The sequence below is a fragment of the Streptomyces sp. 8L genome (assembly GCF_020176795.1).
Classification (GTDB): Bacteria; Actinomycetota; Actinomycetes; order Streptomycetales; family Streptomycetaceae; genus Streptomyces.
The window spans coordinates 1-508 of sequence record NZ_JAIUKE010000969.1; the positions used below are offsets into that span (position 1 = coordinate 1).

The following is a 508-nucleotide window of genomic DNA, read 5'->3' on the forward strand; positions in this document are numbered from 1 at the left end:
CTTTGAAGATGTCCTGATGCTGGTCTGCGACGGGTTGAAAGGGCTGCCCGATGCGGTCGGCGAGGTCTGGGCCCGTACCGTTGTGCAAACGTGCGTAGTTCATCTCCTGAGGGCGTCGTTCCGTTACGCGGCGCGCCAGGACTGGGACAAGATCGCGAAGGCGCTCAAGCCGGTCTACACCGCACCGACCGAGGACGCGGCCACTACACGGTTCCTGGAATTCGCCGAAGCACGGGGCAAGAAGTACCCGGCGATCGTCCGTCTCTGGGAGTCCAGCTGGGCCGAGTTCACGCCCTTCCTTCAGTTTGATGCGGAAATACGCCGCATTGTGTGCACAACAAACAGCATCGAGAGCGTCAACGCCAGCATCCGCAAGGCCGTCCGTTCCCGCGGTCACTTCCCGACGGAGCAGGCCGCACTCAAGTGCGTCTACATGGCCGTCATGAGCCTCGACCCGACCGGCGCCGGCCGCAAACGCTGGACCATGCGCTGGAAGGGTGCAATGAAC

At 63.0% G+C, this 508-nt stretch carries 1 protein-coding gene; it reads left to right on the forward strand.

The window, feature by feature from the left end:
• On the forward strand, positions 1 to 508 hold a 508-nt coding region (locus LCE31_RS40145), incomplete at both ends, for an IS256 family transposase (protein WP_225023261.1).